Here is a 21,434-nt window from a genome sequence, read left to right on the forward strand (position 1 = left end):
AACACGGGAAATATTATGAAAAAAATTTCTTTTACTAAACAATTTTTCATTACTTTAAGTGTGTTCCTCCTCGGTTCAATTAATGCATTAGCAAGTTCTTTAGTCATTGAAGTCCCAAATGATCCAGAACCAACAACAGAGACCGTCTCCTATCAATGCGACATGGGAACAAGCAAAGAGCATGTTGAGGCAACTTATCATAATGCTGGCAATATTGCGCTTGTTGATTTAAAATGGAACGGTAAGCGCATCGTTGGTTCTAATGTAATTGCCGCTTCTGGAGGAAAATATGTGGGTGGTCAATACATTTGGTGGATAACTAAAAATGAAGCCATATTTTACGATCTTATTAATGATCCAAAAGAAGAAAAGCCCATCCACTGTGTAGAAGAAAAAAGCACAGAATAAAGAAGGTTCTTACATTTCAAGAACCGCGCTGGCTCTCATCTCTTGATTTTCCTTCTGACGTGGGTAACTTTTCCTCCGTCTGGTGTAATAAAAGAGCCAGCGGTTTTTCTGACTGTTCTTCTGAATGATGTCGATAAGCTGCTGTATGTGAGAGCAACATAGAAGCTACCGGTGCTGTTAAAAATAAAAAAAACATTAGCAACACTTCATGAAAAACAAAATAATGGTCCACAAATATTGAATAAAGAAATGAAGAAATAAGAATACTACCAACGCCCCAACTCGTACATACTGAAAGCATATGCAAACGCTTATAAAAATTAGAAAAAAGCACCAAACCTATCGTTGCGATCAATGTCAATCCAGACCCTAATATTAAGAAAACTGTGATAGCAATAGCAACAACAAGCGATATATCATCTTTCATTCAATAATCTCCCCCCGCATAAGAAATTTCGCCAAAGCGATGCTTGAGACAGATCCCAACAATCCAATAATGAGAGCTGCGACAAAATAAGTGGTTGTTCCTGAACGAATATCGAATGTAAGAAACAAAAGAATAGTGGTTATATAAAGGGCATCCAAACCAACAATTCTATCCTGCGCCCGTGGACCACGAATCAACCGAAACAGCGCGAAAATCACCGCTAAACTTAAAAAAAACTGTGAAAAGAAAAGCCCCCAATAAAGAATCACCATATTCATAAAAAAATCTCCAAAAGCAATTGCTCATACCGTTGTTTGATCAACTGTTTGTAATCATATCCATTTTTTAAATTTAAGACATGAAGCAAAAGTTCACCCTTTTTACTATTATAGGCAACCCAAGCAGTTCCAGGGGTTGCCGAAAGGATACATGCTAAAATAGCCAAAGCAGTGCGATTATGAAGCAGAAGAGGTACTACAATAAAACCAGATTTCTGCTCTCGAGACCTTTTTGTTAAAACAAACCAAGCCACCGAAACATTTGAGAATATAGAATCTATAAATACTCGAAAAACGAGACGAAAAACCGCACTCCAGCTTTTAATAACAACCTTCTCCGGCTCCAGAAGCCGTATCATCCAACCACAAAACAAAGCGGTTAAAATCCCTAAAAGCAATTGCCCTAAACTAAAACCATTTAAAATAAGCCACATAAGGACAATGACACCACTGAAAAAAGGGGAAGGACAAAAACGATTCATTTACTTATCTCCCTATTTTCGAGAGAAAAATCCGTTAAAACGCTCCCAATATAGTTTTGAGGTTCATACAAAGTCTTAGCAGTTTCAGACATATAATGACTAACAGGACTGGCTACAATTGTTATAAGAAAACACAAAGCAAGGAGAACGGCAATAGGCGCAAATTCTATCACTTGCACACGAGGAATACGCCCTTCAAGAGAAACCCAAAAAGTTCGGATACCCGTTCGTGTCAATGCAATCAAAGCCGCAAAACCAGAGAGAGTGACAAAAACTACAAAAAGCCAATCTTGGTAAACCGGAAGAGAAGCAGAAAAATCCTCTCTACTGTGGTTTAAAATTGCCATGAACATCATAAATTTAGCAACAAAACCAGAAAAAGGCGGCAATCCAATAATCAAAATGGCACAGATACCAAAACAAGCTCCAAGAATTGCCAAGGTTACTGGAAAATAGATGCCAACTTCATCTTCTTCCTCCTCTTCATCGTCACCATACACCTCCATTGTGACAGCAAGAACATTAGCAGCCACATCTTGACAGCGTTCAACTAACTCTACCAAAAGAAAAAAAGCTCCCAGTGCTAAAGTTGAAGAAACAATATAAAAAAGTGCGCCTGCTGTCAGTGCTGTATTGCCTATCCCAATCGCAGCCAACAATGTACCAGAAGAGACAAGAACGCTATAAGCTGCCAAACGCACCAAAACTTGGCTCGCCAATACCCCAATAAAACCAACAATCATAGTGGCAAGCCCACCATAAAACAAAACCGTATGACCAAAATGGTTAAAATATTCACTTTCAGGACCAAACCATAGCAACGTTAAACGTAAAATAATATAAATACCAACCTTGCTCAAAAGTGCAAAAGAAGCTCCAACAGGCGCTGCTGCTGCACTGTAAGTTGGCACCAACCAAAAATTAAGCGGCCACATACCCGCTTTAAGCAAAAAAGCAATACCTAAAAGTGCAACACCTATTTCGAACAAAACAATATCTGTAGAAGATATATATTTTATTTTAACAGCCAAATCGGCCATATTAAGAGTACCAACGACTCCATAAATGAGCGCTATACCAACTAAAAAAAATAATGAAGCAACAAGATTAACCACAACATAATGCAACCCTGCACGCACGCGTGTCTGACCAGAACCATGCAAAGCAAGCCCATAGGAAGCCGTTAACATAACTTCAAAAAACACAAATAAATTAAATAAATCGCCAGTCAAAAAAGCACCATTTATCCCCACCATAAAAAATTGCATTAGTGACTGAAAATGAGAACCAGCTTTGTACCAATGAGCCCGCGCAAAAACCAACACGCTAGTCACCAACAAGCTGGAAAGTAAAAGCATCATAGCGCTTAAGCGATCAAGGACTAAAACAATTCCAAAAGAAGACGGCCAATTACCAAGTCGATAAACATCGCAAGCCGGTGCTATTTCAAGAGTACGTATAATCAATAAAATGGCAGTAACGACCAACAGTCCCGCAGAAGAAAGACTGATGAATGATTTAAGTCTTGCACGACGTTCATCATAAAAAAGAAGAAGTGCTCCAGTGATTAACGGCAAAAGAATAGGCAAAATAAGGAGATGATGTACTCCTATTTCCATTATTGCACCTCACGTCCATCAACGTGATCAGAACCCGTTAAACCACGTGAAACCAACAAGATAACTAAAAATAAAGCTGTTGTTGCAAAACCAATCACAATCGCAGTTAAAACCAAGGCTTGTGGAAGAGGATCGACATAATTAGCTGGATTAATAACAGTGGTAGGATCAACAATTGGAGCAGCATTACTACGCGGTCTACTCATTGAAAATATAAAAAGATTAACACCATAGGAGATCAAGGACAAACCAAGAATGACTTGAAAAGTACGTGGACGCAAAACAAGCCAAATACCTGATCCGACAAAAACACCGATACCCAAAGAAAGAACAATTTCCATTAATTTTCCTTCTCTTTTAAAATAGGTTTCTTACCGATTCGGTAACTCCGAATTGACTGATGTGCAAGTGCAATTAAAATGAGAACAGTTGCTCCTAACACAAGAGAAAGCACACCAAAATCAAACAAAAAAGCAGATGCCATGGGAACTTTCCCAATTAACGGAAGATGAATATATCGAAAAAAGGATGTTAAAAAAGGATATCCAAAAAACCAAGAGCCCATCCCCGTTACGACTGACAATAATAAACCAAAGCCTATCCAACGCAAAGGTAAAACTCTCAAATGCGTTTCCACCCACCGAATATCGCGTGCAAGATATTGTAAAATAAATCCTATAGCCAAAGTAATACCACCGACAAATCCACCTCCTGGCAGATCATGCCCTCGCATGAATAAATAAATAGCAAAAGCGATAATAATTGGAAAGAGCCAACCCATAATAACAGCAGGAACAGCTAAATAATTCAATACTGTATCTCCCACATTTCGATTAGGCTGTGCTATATCAAAGGCTTTCTGGATACGTTGTTGAAAAGGCGCATCAATACTCTCAGGCGCAGGACGAAAACGTCGTAAGAGTGCAAAAACAGTAAGGGAAACAACACCCAAAACCACAATTTCTCCCATAGTATCAAAACCACGGAAATCAACCAATAACACATTCACAACATTGCGACCACCAGCATCTGAGTAAGTATGCGTTAGAAAAAAATCAGAAATCGTTGTACCTTGGGGACGTGTCATCACTGCAAAAGAAAGCCATGCCACACCAGCACCTCCTACAAGGGATATGATGAAATCACGGAAACGACGCAAGCGAACCCAAAAATGAACAGCAGCTGGCCCAGGGTCATGCAAACGTTTAGGCAACCACCGTAAACCAAGCAATAATAAAACGACTGTAACAACCTCAACAACCAATTGTGTTATTGCTAAATCAGGAGCAGAAAGCCATAAAAAGGTTGCACAAGTCATCAAACCAGCTCCCCCTAAAAGCATAAGTGAAGCAAGACGATGAAACTTTGCTCGCCAAGCAACTAAAAGCGCACATAATCCGCCAACCAGCCAAAGAGCGAGAAAAGGAATATCAAGTGGAAAAAGCGGTAATGTCCCCACTGGAATGAAACCATCGCACCAAAGTAAAAGACCAACAAAGGCAAAACAGACCCAAAAAATCCAATGCAATTGGATCTGCAAACGGCGTGTTGACAAAGCAGACTCCACCGCACGGGCCCATTTCCAAGAAATAATTACGAGAATGCGTTCAAAAATACGCGGTCCTTTTAAGTGACGGAAAAAAGGAGCCCCATCATCACAGGATAAAAAATAACGATGCCCAACAGCATAGAGCAATCCGCCCCCTAATAATGCAACAAAGCTCATCACTAATGGAGTGTTAAACCCATGCCAAACAGCCAAACTATAAGGAATTGTCATTGGTCCTAAAACAGACACGACCGCATTATCTAAAATAGGTCCTATTGTTAAATTAGGAAAAATACCAACCGCTAAACAAATAAACACCAAAAGCTCCATTGGCAAACGCATGAAATGCGGTGGTTCATGGGGAGTCTTGGGTAAATTGTCAGGCTTTGGTCCTAAAAAAACGCCATGAATAAAGCGTATAGAATAGGTCACACTAAACAGACTAGCTAGCGTTGCCACATAAGGCGCAATCCAATCGAGCCATGATTCCATATGCGTTTCAACAGCTTCAGCAAAAAACATCTCTTTCGATAAAAAACCATTCAACAAAGGAACCCCAGCCATCGCTGCACTCGCAACTAAAGCAAGAGTTGCTGTGATAGGCATAGAACGATAAAGCCCTGACAGTTTACGCATATCACGTGTTCCCGTCTCGTGATCAATAATGCCAGCAGCCATAAATAAAGAAGCTTTAAAAGTAGCATGATTGGCCATATGAAAGATCGCCGCAACACATGCAAGTGGACTACCAAGACTTAAAAGTGTTGTAATTAATCCAAGATGACTAATAGTCGAGTAAGCAAGCAGTCCTTTCAAGTCTTGCTGAAACATGGAAAAATAGGCACCTAGAAGAAGAGTTGAGAGTCCTGAAAAGCCAACCAGCCAAAACCAAGATTCTGTTCCAGAGAGCACAGGCCATAAACGAACAAGCAAAAACAATCCCGCTTTTACCATTGTTGCCGAATGCAAATAAGCCGATACGGGAGTTGGAGCAGCCATCGCGTTAGGTAGCCAAAAATGAAAGGGAAATTGCGCGCTTTTTGTTAACCCTCCCAATAAAATACAAATAAGGATAGGACTATAAAGAGAACTTGACCGGATCATATCTCCAGACTGTAGCACCTTATCCAAATCAAAACTGCCAACAGTATACCCAATCAATAAAACTCCAATAAAAAGAGCAAAGCCGCCAAAACCTGTGATCGTTAGAGCCATACGCGCACCCTCACGCGCACTTGCATTATGGTACCAATAGCCGATCAGCAAAAAAGAAAAAATACTGGTAAGTTCCCAGAAAACAACCAAAAAGATGAGATTACCTGATAAAACTATTCCTATCATTGATCCCATAAAGGCCAAAAAAAAGGAAAAAAAACGCGGTACAGAATCCGCTGGATCTATGTAATAACGTGAATAAATGACAACAAGCAGCCCAATCCCTGTAATAAGCAAGCAAAAAAGCCACGACAAACCATCTATGCGGAGAATCAAATCGCTTCCCCATTCTGGAAGCCAAGAAATATCTAAACGCACTATGTGGTTTCCGCGAACTTCCGGATAAAGCATTATTGTAAAAATAAGACAGAAAAGTGCGACAACCCCAGCAAACCACGCTTCATTATTTTTTGCTGTCGAACGAAAAAAGCCAATGACAGCACTTCCACCAAAGGGAAGCAAAACGAGCAATACCAACATTGCTTCCCGTGTTGTCATTCTTTAAACTCCATTTTACCTTAATATTTTGTCATCGACAAAACAAAAACTTATATTCTCACCCCCCATTCCACACTTAATGATAATAAGATTTAATAAAACTTAAAAGCATTTAAAATTTTTAAAAAAACAATGCTTGCATGAAAATACTGCGCACCACACAAGTCTTCTCTTTATTGTAAGAACAATACCGCTCACGACAAGAAGCAATTAAAATTTTATTTAATTTCTATCCTTTAAAAAAGCGTGATAAACACTGCCTACGCCCCCCATGAAAAGGCTGAAAACTATTATCATTTTTATTATAAGAGCGATAACGCGCAAGGCAAGATTCAATATGTTGTTTAAGCATCCATGGCTCTTTTTTTTCTAATTTTTCCGAAGAAGACGTTAAAAACACTTTTTTAGCATCTGGTACAACTTTTAATGATGCGCCTTTTGTGCTTAAGTGCGGTGATGTAACAAATGCCACTTCAGGATACCACCAATTATCACTGTATTTACGATAACCACGCCGATAATGACGATAACCTTTGAAACCATTAAGTTCTCTACGCCCCGTAAAAATCAGAGGCACCGAACTATCTTGGACAGAAGTCTGAGTAACCAGTTTGGCTTTAGCGTCACTTCTATTTTGCCCCCAATTAACAAGAGTGGTTGTTATAATGAAAAAACTGCTAACAAATACAAAAGCTAAAGCATAATATAATTTTTTTTTCATACTCATAACAAAAAACTCAACATAATAAACAACAGTAATTACAGAAAGCCTTTCTCTTGCTAGACAGAAACAGATTCTTTTCTTAAGATTCTTTTTTCTTGAGACATTCTGTTACTCTTTGTACTAAACGTCGATCTTGGCAATAAGATCCTTCAAAAAAGAATGAATAAATGATGATAAAAACCCCCTATTATCTTATAGACAAATCGAAACTCATCAAAAACATGCAAACAATTTCTCTTTTACGGGAAATGTCCGGAGCTAAAATTTTACTTGCTTTAAAATGTTTTGCCACATGGAGTGTTTTTGATTTAATGTCTGAGTTCATGGATGGAACCACATCATCATCCCTTTATGAACTACGTTTAGGAAGAGAAAAATTTGGCAAAGAAACCCATGCGTATTCAGTGGCTTGGGCAGATGATGAAATTGATGAAGCCTGTGGTTATGCAGATAAAATCATCTTTAATTCCATCCAACAGCTTCAACGCTTTTCTGATGCAACAAAAACCATTCAAAGAGGTTTAAGGTTAAACCCAGGAATGAGCGCATCAAATTTTGATCTTGCCAACCCCTCACGCCCTTTTAGCCGCTTAGGAGAAACAAACCAAAGCGCTATCAAAGAAGTTCTGCCTCTTATCAACGGATTGATGATCCATAACAATTGTGAAAATGCTGACTTTAATCTTTTTAACCAAATGCTTGGGTATATGGAAGAAAAATTTGCAGAACTTTTTTCTGCTGTTGACTGGATAAGCCTTGGCGGCGGAATCCATTTTACGGCTGAAAATTATCCTCTAGAAGCTTTCGCAAAACGCTTAAAACAATTTTCTAAAACTCATGGTGTCACTCTTTTTCTAGAACCAGGAGAAGCTGCTATTACCAAAAGCACCACATTAGAAGTCAGTGTTCTTGACACATTGTATAATGAAAAGAATCTAGCCATCGTTGATAGCTCAATTGAAGCACATATGCTCGATCTTCTCATTTATCGTGAAAATGCTAAATTAGAACCTAATCAAGGACCACACGAAATTATGATTTGTGGAAAATCTTGTCTTGCCGGCGATATTTTTGGAACATTTCAATTTCAAAAACCTCTTAAAATAGGCGATAGACTGTCTTTTCAGGATGCAGCAGGTTATACAATGGTTAAGAAAAACTGGTTTAATGGCGTTACAATGCCTGCTATTGTTCTCAAAGAGTGCGATGGTACATTAACACTTCAACGCCAATTCAGCTATAACGACTATCAGGAAAGCCTTTCATAAAGATAAACCATAAAAAACGTCATACAACAGTATTAAAAAGGGAGATGGACCTACAATGAAAAAAAATGTTCTCATTATTGGTGCCGGAGGTGTTGCACAAGTTGTTGCACACAAATGTGCTCAAAACAATGATATTCTTGGTGAAATTCATATTGCGTCACGAACACTCAAAAAATGTGAAGCCATCATTGCTTCTATTAAAGAAAAAAACACAATGAAAGAGCAAGGTGTTCTCAAAAGCCATTCGCTCAATGCCATGAATGTAGAAGAAACTATAAAGCTCATCCAAAAAACCAAATGCGAAATTGTCATTAATGTTGGTTCTGCCTTTCTTAATATGTCTGTTCTTTCAGCTTGTATTGAAACCAAATGCGCTTATATCGATACCGCAATTCATGAAGACCCATTGAAAATTTGTGAAACACCTCCTTGGTATGGCAATTATGAATGGCCTCGGCGTCCAGAATGTGAAAAAGCTGGTATAACCGCTATTTTAGGAGCAGGTTTTGACCCAGGTGTAGTGAATGCTTATGCAGCATTAGCGCGCGATGATTATTTTGATAAAATCACAGATATTGATATTATTGATATTAATGCCGGAAATCATGGACGTTGGTTTGCTACAAATTTTGATCCAGAAATTAACTTCCGTGAATTTACAGGACAAGTATGGTCATGGCAAAATAAAAAATGGACTTCCAATAAAATGTTTGAAATCAGCCATGAATGGGATCTTCCCGTTGTGGGAAAACAAAAAGCCTATATGACAGGACATGATGAAATTCATTCACTTTCCAAAAATCTTGATGTAGAGAATGTCCGTTTCTGGATGGGATTTGGTGATCGTTATATCACTGTTTTTACGGTTCTAAAAAATCTTGGTCTCTTATCTGAACAGCCCATTAAGACAGCAGAAGGACAAGAAGTCGTGCCCTTGAAAGTCGTAAAGGCCGTCTTACCCAACCCTTCCTCTCTCGCCCCAGACTACACAGGAAAAACCTGTATTGGAGATCTTATTAAAGGCGAAAAAGATGGAAAACCGAGAGAAATTTTTATCTATAATATAGCCGATCACAAACAAGCTTTTCATGAAACTGGGGCACAAGGCATTTCCTATACGGCTGGCGTACCAGCAGCGGCAACAGCTCTTCTTATTGCCACAGGTGAATGGGATGTTAAAACTATGGTCAATGTGGAAGAATTACCACCCCACCCTTTCCTTAAATATCTTGATCATATGGGGCTTCCCACTTTTATAAGAGAACAACAAGAGGATAAAAAATTACAATTTTAATACCTATAGAAAGCATATGCTTGATTTTTTAAGTTATCACAAAACTGCCCAATGAAAACAAACTTAATATTCTCGTGTAATTATGGTTTTCAAAAAAATTTTAGCTATTCGTTATATTTTGGCAACATTGCGATTTCTTAACAACCCTAAAGAAGAGACATAGCATCTTTTTAAGACATAGCGAGCAATGATCAAGAAAAACAGAGAAGAAAAAACTAATTTAATCACACTGTATAACTTGTCATTATCATCAAAAGATAGTGTCATAAACAAAAGATATAAAAATACCGCTCTTTTAAAGAAGAGCGGTATTTTGTAGAATATTCAATTCCTCGCCTCTTCATCTTAAATGACAAAGATCCTTAACCTACACCAATCATTAAACAATTCAATTTCTTTGAGTGAATTCCTTTTGACTTCCCTCTTCATATATAACGCTTTGATTTATAACAATAAATCATTATTTTCAACTTGATTCATAACGCTGAATACTGTAAAATTCTCTTAATCACAAACTCTCTCACATTGAAGTAATTAAAATCTTTTGTCTGCACATCACAAACAAAACGAGCGTGTGAGGTAAAATGATAAAAGAACAGAATAAAAATTCTCTTATGAAAACTCTCAATAATAAAGAGCTTTAGCAATATTGAGAACTGAAAAAGTGTATTATAATGCCAGCGTGTACTTTTACTAAACATAAAGATGATGGTGCACAATAGGTCTTATAACAGTTTGAATGAATTTCATATATTTCAAGAGGAACTTTTACAGCTATACCATTCACGAACACCCTCGCGAAGTAGATTTGGGCACTTTGAGAGATGTTTTCTTAACACAAAGCACGCAGATAGGCTCAGAATCCTATCTTAAATATTTTATAACAGTATAAAAACTACCCCATATATAAAACTTTACATAGACTAAACACCACCGCTCTAAACGATAGTGCACAACAGAATAATCAATCAAAACTGCACAACAGATATCTAAAACAGTAATTATCGAAAAGCATACAACAAATGGAATATTTCAATACAATTGGTTATATTTTTTTAAAGTTTTAAAATGTTGTTGCATGCTTCACTAATATTTTCTGCCTCATGTGCCTTTTAAAATGTACTTTTTAAAAGCTTTTTAAATATGAAGTGGTTTAGCAAATGTTGCCAAAGCTGCCTCACGCACGGCTTCTGATAAGGTAGGATGTGCATGGCAACAACGTCCCAGATCTTCTGATGAACCTCCAAATTCCATTAAAACTGCAATTTCATGGATCATTTCACCAGCACCAAATCCAAGAATATGCCCCCCTAATACCCGATCTGTTTTTTTATCAGAAAGGATTTTAACGAACCCATCACTCTTTTGCATTGCACGTGCACGACCATTGGCCATAAAAGGAAATTTGCCAACATTATATTCAATACCAGCAGTTTTTAGCTCTTCTTCTGTCCTTCCTACACTCGCAATTTCCGGCTGTGTATAAACAACACTAGGAATAACATCAAAATTAACATGCCCTTTTTGACCTGCCAAAATTTCTGCCACAGCAACGCCTTCTTCCTCTGCTTTATGTGCTAGCATTGGCCCTTTTACGACATCACCAATCGCATAAACTCCTGGAACATTCGTCTGCCAATGAGCATCAATTGCAATAAATCCGCGTTCATCTAACTGAACACCAGCCTCTTGTAATCCAAGCCCCTCTGTATAAGGAGAACGTCCAGTAGCAATAAGCACAACATCAGCCTCTAAAGTTTCAGATTCACCACCTTTGACAGATTCAAAGCTCACCTGAACCGTTGAGCCAGATTGTGTAACAGCTGTTACCTTTGCACCCGTTTTATATTCAATCCCCTGTTTTTCCATTAATTTCTGAAATTGCCGTGAAACTTCACCATCCATTGAGCCCAAAACTTTATTAAGATACTCAATAATGGTCACCTTAGCACCTAAACGGCTCCAAACTGATCCAAGTTCTGAACCAATGACACCAGCACCTACTACAATCATATGCGTTGGTACTTTTTCAAGTGAAAGAGCTCCCGTAGAAGAAACAATAGTCTTTTCATCAATTTCAACATTCACCCCTGGAATGCCTGAACTCTCTGAACCGGTAGCAATAATAATATTTTTTGTCTCAATTGTTTGTTTATTACCATCTCTGGCAACAACTTCCACATGACCCGCACTCAAAATTTTGGCTGTCCCAAAAAAAGTATCAACTTTATTTTTTTTCATCAAAAAAGAAACACCACTCGTATTGGCTGTCACCACAGCTTTCTTATGAACCATCATTTGTTCAAGATTAAGCTTAGATTTACCAATAGAAATACCAAGCGTTTCAAAACCATGCTGGGTTTCAGAAAACACTTCTGAAGCATGCAACAACGCTTTAGAAGGAATACAACCAACGTTGAGACATGTTCCTCCTAATGTTGTACGCTTTTCAATAATTGCTACTTTAAGTCCCAGTTGCGCCGCTTTTATTGCTGCTACATAACCACCTGGACCCGCTCCGATAACAGCCACATCATAAGACATCCGTTTCTCCTTTCATCCTGAAAACTGTATTTTACAAATCAAGAACAAGGCGTTCCGGATCTTCTAAGCTTTCCTTAACACGCACAAGGAAAGTCACAGCTTCTTGCCCATCCACAATACGGTGATCATAAGAAAGCGCTAAATACATCATGGGGCGGATCACAACTTGACCCTCAACAACCATTGCTCGCTCTTTAATCGCATGCATTCCCAAAATACCAGATTGTGGTGCATTCAAAATCGGTGTTGACATCAACGATCCATACACACCACCATTGGTAATGGTAAAAGTTCCGCCCTGCATATCAGAAACGGCTAATTTTCCATCACGCGCAAGACGCCCCAAACGACCAATCTCTTTTTCAATCTCTGCCAATGACATTTGTTCTGCATCTCGCACCACTGGAACAACAAGCCCTTTATCCGTTCCAACAGCAATTCCAACATTGACATAGTTTTTGTAAACAATATCTGTCCCATCAATCTCTGCATTAACAGCAGGAAGTTCTTTTAATGCATGACAAACAGCCTTGGTAAAAAAACCCATAAAACCAAGCTTAACACCATGTTTCTTTTCAAAAAGATCCTTATAACGCTTGCGCAAATCCATCACCGCTGACATATCAACCTCATTAAATGTGGTTAACATTGCTGCTACATTTTGTGCATCTTTAAGACGGCGAGCAATTGTTTGACGCAATTTCGTCATACGAACCCGCTCTTCACGTGTTTCTTGGACAGGAGTTGCCGAAGAACTCGTCGCAGAAGAAGAGGGTGTAGGAGTATTTGTACTTTGTTTTAATCCACCAAGAACATCTTCTTTAAGAATTTGTCCACGTTTTCCAGAACCTGAAATATCGCTTTTTGCAACATTATTTTCAGCCATCAATTTTGCTGCTGAAGGAGAAGGAGGCATTGCACTGCTCAAAGCAGGCTTCTCCGATTCAGATGAAGCCGCTGGAACAAGTGTAGCAGAAGGTGAAAGTGATTGGGAGATACCAGCTTCTCCAGCTTTCACCACTCCTAAAAGAGCATTTACTTCAACCGTATCGCCTTCTTTTGCAATGATTTCAGATAATTTCCCAGCAACAGGAGAAGGAACTTCAACGGTTACCTTATCAGTTTCTAATTCAACCAAAGGCTCATCCATAGCGACAGCTTCGCCAAGTTTTTTAAACCATTTGCCAACCGTTGCTTCGGTAACCGATTCGCCCAAAGTAGGAACACGAATTTCAGTAGTCATAATATTTTTCCATACATCAGAGTAGTAATAAATTAAGAACCTAACGCGTCTTTAAGAAACGCAGCCAGTTGTTCAAGGTGTTTCACCATTAACCCAGAGGCCGGTGACGCACTCGCAGGACGTCCTGCATAACGAGCACGTGAATATTGCGCATTAATATGCGTCAAAACCCATTCCAAATAAGGCTCAATAAATGACCAAGCCCCCATGTTTTTTGGTTCCTCTTGGCACCAAAAAACTTCCGCCTGCAAAAAGCGCGATAATACATTCACCAAAACTTTTGCAGGGAAAGGATAAAGCTGTTCAACACGAAGGAGGTAAACATCATCAATACCCCTTTTTTCACGTTCTTCATAAAGGTCGTAATAAACCTTACCAGTACAAAGAACGACACGGCGAATCTTATTATCTTTTTGCAACTTAATGACAGAATCTTTGAGACATTCTGCATCATCAAGCAACACACGACAAAAACTTGTTTCTGGCCCCATTTCATTGAGAAAAGAAACAGCTCTCTTATGACGTAAAAGTGATTTCGGTGTCATCAAAATCAATGGCTTCCGGAAATCACGCTTAATTTGTCGACGCAAAATATGAAAATAATTTGCAGGGGTTGTACAATTAGCAACCTGCATATTATCTTCCGCACAAAGTTGAAGAAACCGTTCTAAACGTGCAGAAGAATGCTCCGGCCCTTGCCCTTCAAAACCATGAGGCAATAAACACACAAGACCAGACATACGAAGCCACTTACGCTCTGCGGATGAAATAAATTGATCAAAAATGACCTGTGCACCATTAGAGAAATCACCAAATTGTGCTTCCCAAAGTGTTAATCCTCGTGGTTCAGCAAGAGAATATCCATATTCAAAACCAAGAACAGCTTCTTCAGAAAGCATAGAATTAACAACGTCATAAAGCGCTTGCCCCTTTTGTAAATGATTCAAAGGAATATAACGCGCCTCATTTTCTTGGTCATAAAGAACTGAATGACGTTGTGAAAAAGTTCCCCGTTCAACATCTTCACCGGAAAGACGAACCGGTGCTCCTTCCAAACAAAGTGAACCAAAAGCTAAAGCTTCAGCAGTTGCCCAGTCAACACCCTCACCGGTTTCAAAAATTTTAGCACGATTATTTAAAAAACGTTGAATGGTTTTGTGAACGTGAAAATCTGCCGGAATTTCAACAATTTTCTGACCAATTTCCTTTAAAGTTTTTAATTCAACACCAGTTGTTCTAGAATGCTGCTCATCAGAACTACTAAAAGCTTTGAGTCCCGTCCAGCTTCCATCAAGCCAATCAGCCTTATTAGGTTTATAAGAAGCACTTGCTTCAAGTTCACCTTCAAGCTTATCGCGCCATAATTTTTTTTGTTGCTCAATTTCTTCTGAAGTAACCATTCCTTCTGCTACCAATTGGTCACTATAAAGTTGAAGTGTTGTTTTATGATTACGTATTGCTTTATACATAAGCGGCTGCGTAAAGGAAGGTTCATCACCTTCATTATGCCCATAACGGCGATAACAAAACATATCAATAACCACTGGTTTATGGAAAATTTGGCGAAACTCTGTTGCTATTTTGGCAACAAAAACAACTGCCTCAGGATCATCACCATTCACATGGAAAATTGGTGCGTCAATCATTTTTGCGACATCTGATGGATAAGGCGAAGAACGTGAAAAACGTGGAGATGTTGTAAAACCAATCTGGTTATTGATAATAACATGAAGTGAGCCTGCAACACGATAACCTTTAAGACCTGAAAGACCAAAAGTTTCTTGGATAACGCCTTGTCCTGCAAAAGCGGCATCACCATGAATAAGCAATGGCATCACTTTTGAACGCTCACTTAATGGGAGTAAATCAGTATGCGCAGGTCCCATAAGTTGATCTTGTTTAGCACGTGCTTTTCCCATGACAACCGGATCAACAATCTCAAGATGAGATGGATTGGCCAACAGCGATAAATGAACTTTTTTACCATCAAAGTCCAGATCAGCGGTAGTTCCCAAATGATATTTGACATCACCGGATCCCTCCACATCATCAGGCTTGTAAGATCCCCCTTTGAATTCATGAAAAATAGCCCTATGCGGTTTGGCAAGAACTTGTGAAAGAACATTTAAACGACCACGATGTGCCATTCCTAAAATAACTTCCCTAACCCCCAAAGCACTACCACATTTGATAATCTGTTCAAGAGCGGGAATCAGCGCCTCACCACCATCGAGTCCAAAACGCTTTGTACCTTTATATTTAGTGTCTAAAAACTGTTCGAATCCCTCTGCCTGAATAAGCTTATTCAGAATAGCTTTCTTGTCTTGTTGTGTGAAAGAATTTTTTTTATCTCGCCCTTCAATGCGTTCTTGAAGCCATACTTTCTGAACCGGATCAGAAACATGCATATATTCCACACCGATTGTTGAACAATAGGTACGATTGAGAATCTCAAGCATTTGCGGAATAGTTGCATATTCCAACCCTAAAACATTATCAATAAAAATGGGACGCTCGTAATCAGCTGGAGTAAAACCATAAGCTTCTGGAGAAAGTTCCTTATAATCTTCTTGTTTTTCGGCCAATTGAAGAGGGTCAAGTTGCGCATGAAGATGTCCCCGTTCTCGAAACGCACGAATCATCATAATTGCATGAACGGAATCACGTGTTGCACGAATAATATCTTGTTCACTGGAAGTTTTTCCCTTTTGTGCAGCACCTGTTATTGCTTTTTCCTTTAATTTATCGCCAAAATATTTTTCAAGAGAAGACCAATCACCATCAAGAGCAGAAATCAATTCACCCTCTGCTTTTAATGGCCAATGATCACGCTGCCATGTTGCTCCTTCAGCATTTTTAAGAACATCTTCTTTATTATCATGAAGTCCTTCAAAAAAAGCACGCCACTGTGAATCAACACTGGTAGGATCTTTTTCATATTGAGCATAAAGTTGATCTATATAATCCGCATTCCCACCATAAAGAAATGATGTCTGTGCAAAAAGGCTATTTATTTCGTCCTGCCTTGCCATATACTTCTCCGGAACATTTATTCCGTCTCCTTATATCTCTTTTTGACCTTTAAATGCTTACAAACAAGCAGTGATTCGAACATTCAAAAAAGTTTTACCTTTTTATACTCAAGCTTTTTCACCTGAATCTAAGAACCTTTTCTTATTCAGGTGAAACTTTCTTTTAGCCTTTCAAAACTGACATCAAAGTCTTACCTATCTGTGATGGCGAAGAAGACACACGAATCCCAGCTGATTCCATTGCCGCAATTTTATCTTCTGCTCCACCTTTACCACCAGAAATAACAGCACCAGCATGTCCCATTGTCCGTCCTGGAGGAGCCGTACGGCCAGCAATAAAGCCAACAACTGGCTTTTTACGACCTTTTCTTGCTTCATCTTGCAAAAACTGTGCTGCTTCTTCTTCAGCAGAACCACCAATCTCACCAATCATAACAATAGACTGGGTTTCATCATCCGCTAAAAACATTTCCAACACATCAATAAATTCAGTGCCCTTAACAGGATCGCCACCAATCCCTATAGCAGTTGTTTGTCCGAGACCTTCCTGACTCGTTTGAAAAACGGCTTCATAAGTTAAAGTTCCCGACCTCGAGACAACCCCAACAGAACCTTTTCTAAAAATAGAACCAGGCATAATACCAATTTTACATTCATTTGGTGTAAGAATACCGGGACAATTAGGACCAATAAGACGAGACTTTGAGTTTTCTAATCGCGCCTTCACTTTAACCATATCCATAACGGGAATACCTTCCGTAATACAGATAATTAAACGAACTTCAGCTTCTATAGCCTCTATAATAGCTGCCGCAGCCCCTGCAGGAGGAACATAAATAACGGAAGCATCTGCACCTGTTTTTTCTTTTGCTTCTGCAACATTAGCGAAAATAGGAAGAGCTTCGCCTTTTGAACCTTCCCATGTTTCTCCACCCTTTTTAGGATTAACGCCACCAACCATTTGCGTACCATGATAAGCAAGCGCCTGTTCTGTATGAAATGTTCCTGTTTTTCCTGTAAGCCCTTGAACGAGAACTTTTGTCTCTTTATTCACAAGAATTGACATAGCTTAAGCTCCCTTCACGGCTGCAACAATTTTTTGGGCAGCATCATCTAAATCATCAGCAGGAATAACATTCAAACCACTCTCATTGATAATTGCTTTACCTTGCTCAACATTAGTACCTTCAAGACGAACAACCAAGGGAACCTTTAAACCAACCTCACGAACAGCAGCAACCACACCTTCAGCAATGACATCACAACGCATAATACCACCAAAAATGTTAACTAAAATGCCCTTAACATTTGGATCGGCCGTAATAATTTTAAAAGCAGCTGTCACCTTTTCTTTTGATGCTCCACCACCAACATCCAAAAAATTCGCTGGCTCTGCTCCATAAAGCTTAATGATATCCATTGTTGCCATAGCAAGCCCAGCACCATTAACCATGCAACCAATCGTACCCTCAAGAGCAACATAAGCAAGATCATGCTTTGATGCTTCTATTTCCTTTGGATCTTCCTCTGAAAGATCGCGCAATTCTAAAATATCTGGATGACGAAACAGAGCATTATTATCAAAAGAAACTTTCGCATCAAGAACACGCAAGTGACCATCTTTCATCACAATAAGCGGATTGATTTCTAAAAGGCTCATATCTTTTTCACAAAATGCCTTATAGAGAATCGGAAAAAGCTTTTCACCATCTTCTCGCGCACTACTTTGTAGTTTCAACGCATCACAAAGTCTTGCACAATCAGCAGAAGTAACACCCTCTACAGCATCAATGGGAAGCGTGAATATTTTTTCTGGTGTCTCTTCAGCAACCGTTTCAATATCCATTCCACCTTCTGTTGAAACAACAAAAGCAATTCGACCAACGCTACGATCAACCAAAAGTGAAAGATAAAGCTCCCGTTCAATATCGGCACCATCTTCAATATAAAGGCGGTTGACCTGCTTACCCTCTGGACCAGTTTGTTTGGTTACCAAAGTTTTTCCAAGCATTTCTTGAACATTTGCAACAACTTCTTCAACAGATTGTGCAAGCCGAACACCACCCTTTGCATCAGGACCAAGTTCTTTAAACTTACCCTTACCACGACCACCAGCGTGTATCTGACTTTTAACCACATAGAGAGGTCCGGGCAATTTTTCCGCCCATTTTTCAGCTTGCTCTACAGAATAAACAGCGACACCATTTGCAATTGGTGCTCCATATTCATGAAGCAGACGTTTGGCCTGATACTCATGGATATTCATGCATTTGTCCTTTTCTTTTATGGATCTTATTAATCCTAAAGTTTTAACATTCTAAATACTTATTTTAATGAATTAAATCTTGTTCAATTTACTTGAGACTAGGTACAAGAGCAATACAAGCTTCACAAAGCTTTTTAACCGCATTTACTGAATGATCAAAAGCACCTCTTTCTTCTTTATCAAGATCAATTTCAATGACTCGTTCAACACCACCTGCACCAAGTACAACAGGTACCCCAACATAGGTATCATTAACCCCATATTCTCCTGAAAGATAAGCTGCAACAGGCACAACACGCTTAGTATCCTTTAGGTAGGCCTCAGCCATAGAAACAGCAGAAGCTGCTGGTGCATAATAAGCAGAACCTGTTTTTAACAAACTAACAACCTCTGCACCACCATCACGGGTACGTTGAATAATTTGATCAATTCTTTCCTGTGTTGTCCAACCCATTTTAACAAGATCAGGCAAAGAAATACCACCAACTGTTGAATAACGCACCAAGGGCACCATTGAATCACCATGCCCACCTAAAACAAAAGCTGTCACATCTTTGACAGAGACTTTAAATTCTTCAGATAAAAAATAACGAAAACGCGCTGAATCCAGAATACCAGCCATACCAACCACTTTATGCACTGGAAGACCTGAAAATTTCTGCAATGCCCATACCATTACATCAAGGGGATTTGTAACACAAATAACAAACGCTGAAGAAGCGTATTTTTTAATTCCAGCTCCAACTTGTTCCATAACCTTTAAATTAATACCCAAAAGATCATCACGGCTCATACCAGGTTTTCGTGCAACGCCTGCTGTTACAATAACAACATCAGCACCTTCAATTGCTTCATAAGCATTAGCACCTTTTAGACTGATATCAAAACCATCAACGGGAGAAGATTCGGCTATATCTAGAGCCTTACCTTGTGGTACACCTTCTGTAATATCAAATAAGACCACATCAGCAAGCTCTTTAAGCCCAATAATATGTGCTAAAGTACCACCAATCATACCTGAACCAATGAGAGCTATTTTTTTCCGTACCATTTTATTTTTCCCTAACTTTTAGATAATTCAGCGCACACCCATCAACGTCCGTATACTGAATATTTTTGACTTCAACCATATTCAAACAATATCATAAAAAGGAGTAAAGAAATGAAATTTACAAATTTATCTCCTTACAGAAACAACAACCCTCCGCTGAAACAACTATTAGAAAATTATCACGATGTATCGATAAAGTGAATTTAAAAAAAATACAACAGAATTATTATATTTCTTTAATTTCAAAAAGTTATTGTTTTGACAGTTTACGTAAAGGTAAAAGTATAATCAATGCTTCTTCTTCAAAAGAAAATGTTCTTCCCAAAGTTTTAAATAATCGTAGCTTTGCATTTCGAAAAGACGTGATTGTGTTCTTTGAAATTCAAATGTTTCCGTAATCTGCGCATGCCCTTTATACAAATCCCCTATCCCTGCGGCTGCCGACATAAACAACCGTATATGCCGCTCATAAAGAATATCAATAAGCAAAATAAACCGTTTTGTTTCATTGCGACATGTATCATCCATGACCGGTACATTATCAATAAAAATCGTATGATAACGCTCCCCTAATAACAAATATTCAGCCGCGGCCAAAGGCTTTTCACATAAATCCCCATAATCAAAACGAGCACATCCTGCACCAAAGCGCGGAATAGGAATAATGCGCCCTTTTATAGAAAGCTCATCAGATGTCTCCTTATGTCCTTGCAATACAAGTGTCCATGCTTGATCCATATATTCATTTGCTGGGACCCCCAACGGCGACACATACACCTGTTGTAGATTTGATTTTTCAAGGCGATAATCTGTTTTTGCATCAAGATTAACAACACGAACATATGCTTTCAAAACTTGAATAAAAGGCAAAAAGAGCTCACGATTCAAACCGTTACAATAAAGGTTATCCGGCGCCACATTTGAAGTTGCAATAAAGAAAATTCCTTTATCAAACAGAGCAGAAATAAGCCGCCCCAATACCATAGCATCAGCAATATCCGTTACACTAAACTCATCAAAACAAAGTACTTTTGCTTCTCGTGCAAGATCCTCAGCAACAGCTAAAATAGGATTATCTTGTTTAAATTTTGCACACCCAGATGCTTGACGATAAAAATTAATACGCTCATGCACATCAGCCATAAAATCATTAAAATGGGCACGCTTTTTATGACCTTTAGGCAAACAAGAAAAGAACAAATCCATCAGCATGGTTTTGCCCCGTCCTACTTCACCATAAATATACAGTCCCTGAAAAAAACCTGTTTCATCTCCTTGTTTTACAACGCAAGAAATATTTTGTTTTTTCCTTTTAAATATTCTGTTAAAGAAAGAGCAAAATATCCAAGGCAAAGGATGAGAGATATTTTGTTCCGCAATTTTTTTTAATAAATGATCAAAATATCCTGTTATAGCTAATTGAGCGGGATCAAAACAAACCTCTCCTTTAGCGACAAGCTCCTTATAACGTGTTGAAACGAGAATCATCCAAAAAACCTTTTTCAAACCGATCTCAATGAAAAATACAAATACTTT

The 21,434-nt window shown here is 38.7% G+C and carries 17 protein-coding genes; 3 read left to right on the plus strand and 14 right to left on the minus strand.

Annotated features, from left to right (window positions below; genetic code table 11):
• Positions 1 to 15 precede the first annotated feature (15 nt).
• Entirely contained in the window at positions 16 to 408 is a 393-nt protein-coding gene (locus ACFILT_RS02125) for an MliC family protein (protein ID WP_375633929.1), read from the plus strand.
• A 16-nt stretch (positions 409 to 424) separates the two neighbouring features.
• Here the strand turns inward: ACFILT_RS02125 and mnhG are convergent, their stop codons facing one another.
• From mnhG to ACFILT_RS02160, 7 genes are all read right to left on the minus strand, one after another.
• Positions 425 to 835 (minus strand): monovalent cation/H(+) antiporter subunit G, encoded by a 411-nt coding sequence (gene mnhG, locus ACFILT_RS02130; protein WP_375678882.1) that lies wholly within the window; start codon positions 833 to 835, stop codon positions 425 to 427.
• Positions 832 to 1,113, minus strand: coding sequence for a K+/H+ antiporter subunit F (locus ACFILT_RS02135; RefSeq protein WP_375678881.1), 282 nt, complete (start codon positions 1,111 to 1,113; stop codon positions 832 to 834). Before ACFILT_RS02135 ends, mnhG begins: the two co-directional genes overlap by 4 nt.
• The gene (locus ACFILT_RS02140) at positions 1,110 to 1,595 is read right to left on the minus strand and encodes a Na+/H+ antiporter subunit E (RefSeq protein ID WP_375612748.1); all 486 of its coding nucleotides are present in this window, start codon (positions 1,593 to 1,595) and stop codon (positions 1,110 to 1,112) included. The genes ACFILT_RS02135 and ACFILT_RS02140 overlap by 4 nt, the downstream gene beginning before the upstream one ends.
• Positions 1,592 to 3,214 (minus strand): monovalent cation/H+ antiporter subunit D, encoded by a 1,623-nt coding sequence (locus ACFILT_RS02145; RefSeq protein WP_375678880.1) that lies wholly within the window; start codon positions 3,212 to 3,214, stop codon positions 1,592 to 1,594. The genes ACFILT_RS02140 and ACFILT_RS02145 overlap by 4 nt, the downstream gene beginning before the upstream one ends.
• Complete coding sequence (locus tag ACFILT_RS02150; protein ID WP_273790150.1) at positions 3,214 to 3,555, minus strand: Na+/H+ antiporter subunit C; 342 nt, start codon at positions 3,553 to 3,555, stop codon at positions 3,214 to 3,216. The genes ACFILT_RS02145 and ACFILT_RS02150 overlap by 1 nt, the downstream gene beginning before the upstream one ends.
• Entirely contained in the window at positions 3,555 to 6,476 is a 2,922-nt protein-coding gene (locus ACFILT_RS02155; protein WP_375678879.1) for a monovalent cation/H+ antiporter subunit A, read from the minus strand. Before ACFILT_RS02155 ends, ACFILT_RS02150 begins: the two co-directional genes overlap by 1 nt.
• Positions 6,477 to 6,705: 229 nt before the next feature.
• Positions 6,706 to 7,203 (minus strand): BA14K family protein, encoded by a 498-nt coding sequence (locus tag ACFILT_RS02160; RefSeq protein WP_375628553.1) that lies wholly within the window; start codon positions 7,201 to 7,203, stop codon positions 6,706 to 6,708.
• A gap of 167 nt (positions 7,204 to 7,370) precedes the next feature.
• Here ACFILT_RS02160 and ACFILT_RS02165 point away from each other — a divergent pair, with 167 nt between their 5' ends.
• A complete protein-coding gene (locus ACFILT_RS02165) occupies positions 7,371 to 8,468 on the plus strand; it encodes a carboxynorspermidine decarboxylase (protein WP_375678887.1) in 1,098 nt (365 codons plus the stop codon).
• A gap of 55 nt (positions 8,469 to 8,523) precedes the next feature.
• A complete protein-coding gene (locus ACFILT_RS02170) occupies positions 8,524 to 9,762 on the plus strand; it encodes a saccharopine dehydrogenase NADP-binding domain-containing protein (protein ID WP_375678878.1) in 1,239 nt (412 codons plus the stop codon).
• 1,137 nt (positions 9,763 to 10,899) lie between these two features.
• Here ACFILT_RS02170 and lpdA read toward each other — a convergent pair.
• The 7 genes from lpdA to zapE all read right to left on the minus strand — a co-directional run bounded on the left by lpdA (position 10,900) and on the right by zapE (position 21,386).
• On the minus strand, positions 10,900 to 12,306 hold the full coding sequence (lpdA, locus tag ACFILT_RS02175) for a dihydrolipoyl dehydrogenase (protein WP_375678876.1): 1,407 nt from the start codon (positions 12,304 to 12,306) through the stop codon (positions 10,900 to 10,902).
• A 31-nt stretch (positions 12,307 to 12,337) separates the two neighbouring features.
• The gene (gene odhB / locus ACFILT_RS02180; protein WP_375678875.1) at positions 12,338 to 13,549 is read right to left on the minus strand and encodes a 2-oxoglutarate dehydrogenase complex dihydrolipoyllysine-residue succinyltransferase; all 1,212 of its coding nucleotides are present in this window, start codon (positions 13,547 to 13,549) and stop codon (positions 12,338 to 12,340) included.
• 32 nt (positions 13,550 to 13,581) lie between these two features.
• Positions 13,582 to 16,581, minus strand: coding sequence for a 2-oxoglutarate dehydrogenase E1 component (locus ACFILT_RS02185; protein ID WP_375678874.1), 3,000 nt, complete (start codon positions 16,579 to 16,581; stop codon positions 13,582 to 13,584).
• A 163-nt stretch (positions 16,582 to 16,744) separates the two neighbouring features.
• Positions 16,745 to 17,647: a succinate--CoA ligase subunit alpha gene (gene sucD, locus ACFILT_RS02190; protein WP_375679500.1), complete on the minus strand. Its 903-nt coding sequence runs from the start codon at positions 17,645 to 17,647 to the stop codon at positions 16,745 to 16,747.
• A 3-nt stretch (positions 17,648 to 17,650) separates the two neighbouring features.
• Positions 17,651 to 18,847: an ADP-forming succinate--CoA ligase subunit beta gene (gene sucC, locus ACFILT_RS02195; protein ID WP_375612755.1), complete on the minus strand. Its 1,197-nt coding sequence runs from the start codon at positions 18,845 to 18,847 to the stop codon at positions 17,651 to 17,653.
• A gap of 88 nt (positions 18,848 to 18,935) precedes the next feature.
• Positions 18,936 to 19,898: a malate dehydrogenase gene (gene mdh / locus ACFILT_RS02200; RefSeq protein WP_375678872.1), complete on the minus strand. Its 963-nt coding sequence runs from the start codon at positions 19,896 to 19,898 to the stop codon at positions 18,936 to 18,938.
• A 288-nt stretch (positions 19,899 to 20,186) separates the two neighbouring features.
• A complete protein-coding gene (zapE, locus tag ACFILT_RS02205; RefSeq protein ID WP_375679501.1) occupies positions 20,187 to 21,386 on the minus strand; it encodes a cell division protein ZapE in 1,200 nt (399 codons plus the stop codon).
• Between the last annotated feature and the right edge of the window lie 48 nt (positions 21,387 to 21,434).

Origin of the sequence: Bartonella sp. AP7XZML (genome assembly GCF_042195745.1) — a bacterium.
GTDB lineage: Bacteria > Pseudomonadota > Alphaproteobacteria > Rhizobiales > Rhizobiaceae > Bartonella.

Bases quoted from the DNA above. Each gene is read 5' to 3' on its own strand.
- ACFILT_RS02125 (WP_375633929.1), top strand. From the start codon at position 16: ATGAAAAAAATTTCTTTTACTAAACAATTTTTCATTACTTTAAGTGTG.
- mnhG (WP_375678882.1), bottom strand. From the start codon at position 835: ATGAAAGATGATATATCGCTTGTTGTTGCTATTGCTATCACAGTTTTC.
- ACFILT_RS02135 (WP_375678881.1), bottom strand. From the start codon at position 1,113: ATGAATATGGTGATTCTTTATTGGGGGCTTTTCTTTTCACAGTTTTTT.
- ACFILT_RS02140 (WP_375612748.1), bottom strand. From the start codon at position 1,595: ATGAATCGTTTTTGTCCTTCCCCTTTTTTCAGTGGTGTCATTGTCCTT.
- ACFILT_RS02145 (WP_375678880.1), bottom strand. From the start codon at position 3,214: ATGGAAATAGGAGTACATCATCTCCTTATTTTGCCTATTCTTTTGCCG.
- ACFILT_RS02150 (WP_273790150.1), bottom strand. From the start codon at position 3,555: ATGGAAATTGTTCTTTCTTTGGGTATCGGTGTTTTTGTCGGATCAGGT.
- ACFILT_RS02155 (WP_375678879.1), bottom strand. From the start codon at position 6,476: ATGACAACACGGGAAGCAATGTTGGTATTGCTCGTTTTGCTTCCCTTT.
- ACFILT_RS02160 (WP_375628553.1), bottom strand. From the start codon at position 7,203: ATGAGTATGAAAAAAAAATTATATTATGCTTTAGCTTTTGTATTTGTT.
- ACFILT_RS02165 (WP_375678887.1), top strand. From the start codon at position 7,371: ATGATAAAAACCCCCTATTATCTTATAGACAAATCGAAACTCATCAAA.
- ACFILT_RS02170 (WP_375678878.1), top strand. From the start codon at position 8,524: ATGAAAAAAAATGTTCTCATTATTGGTGCCGGAGGTGTTGCACAAGTT.
- lpdA (WP_375678876.1), bottom strand. From the start codon at position 12,306: ATGTCTTATGATGTGGCTGTTATCGGAGCGGGTCCAGGTGGTTATGTA.
- odhB (WP_375678875.1), bottom strand. From the start codon at position 13,549: ATGACTACTGAAATTCGTGTTCCTACTTTGGGCGAATCGGTTACCGAA.
- ACFILT_RS02185 (WP_375678874.1), bottom strand. From the start codon at position 16,581: ATGGCAAGGCAGGACGAAATAAATAGCCTTTTTGCACAGACATCATTT.
- sucD (WP_375679500.1), bottom strand. From the start codon at position 17,647: ATGTCAATTCTTGTGAATAAAGAGACAAAAGTTCTCGTTCAAGGGCTT.
- sucC (WP_375612755.1), bottom strand. From the start codon at position 18,847: ATGAATATCCATGAGTATCAGGCCAAACGTCTGCTTCATGAATATGGA.
- mdh (WP_375678872.1), bottom strand. From the start codon at position 19,898: ATGGTACGGAAAAAAATAGCTCTCATTGGTTCAGGTATGATTGGTGGT.
- zapE (WP_375679501.1), bottom strand. From the start codon at position 21,386: ATGATTCTCGTTTCAACACGTTATAAGGAGCTTGTCGCTAAAGGAGAG.